Genomic DNA, 353 nt, shown 5'->3' with positions numbered 1-353 from the left:
AAGAGAGCATTAAAGGGTGGATATATCTTAAAAGATTCTAAGAAAGAAACTCCAGATGTACTTTTAATGGCATCAGGTTCAGAAGTTGAATTAATCTATAAAGCAGCAGCTGAATTAGAAGCTAAAGGTATAGATGCAAGAGTTATAAGTATGCCATCATTTGAATTATTTGATGCTCAAGATGAAGCATATAAAGAATCAGTTATGCCAAATAAGGTTCGTGCTAGAGTGGCAGTAGAAGCATTAACAAGCTTTGGATGGCATAAATATGTAGGCCTTGATGGAGATGTTATATCTTTAGATACTTTTGGAGCATCAGGTAAAGCAGAAATCCTATTCGAGAAATTTGGATT

1 protein-coding gene is annotated in these 353 nt (G+C 34.3%); it reads left to right on the top strand.

The window, feature by feature from the left end; genetic code table 11:
- On the top strand, positions 1-353 hold a 353-nt coding region (locus ACJDTP_RS27540; protein ID WP_406763017.1), incomplete at both ends, for a transketolase-like TK C-terminal-containing protein.

Origin of the sequence: Candidatus Clostridium helianthi, from assembly GCF_045310795.1 — a bacterium.
Lineage (GTDB): Bacteria > Bacillota > Clostridia > Clostridiales > Clostridiaceae > Clostridium > Clostridium helianthi.
The sequence above is the reverse complement of the archived record's forward strand: the minus strand, read 5'-3'. Positions and strand labels throughout refer to the sequence as shown.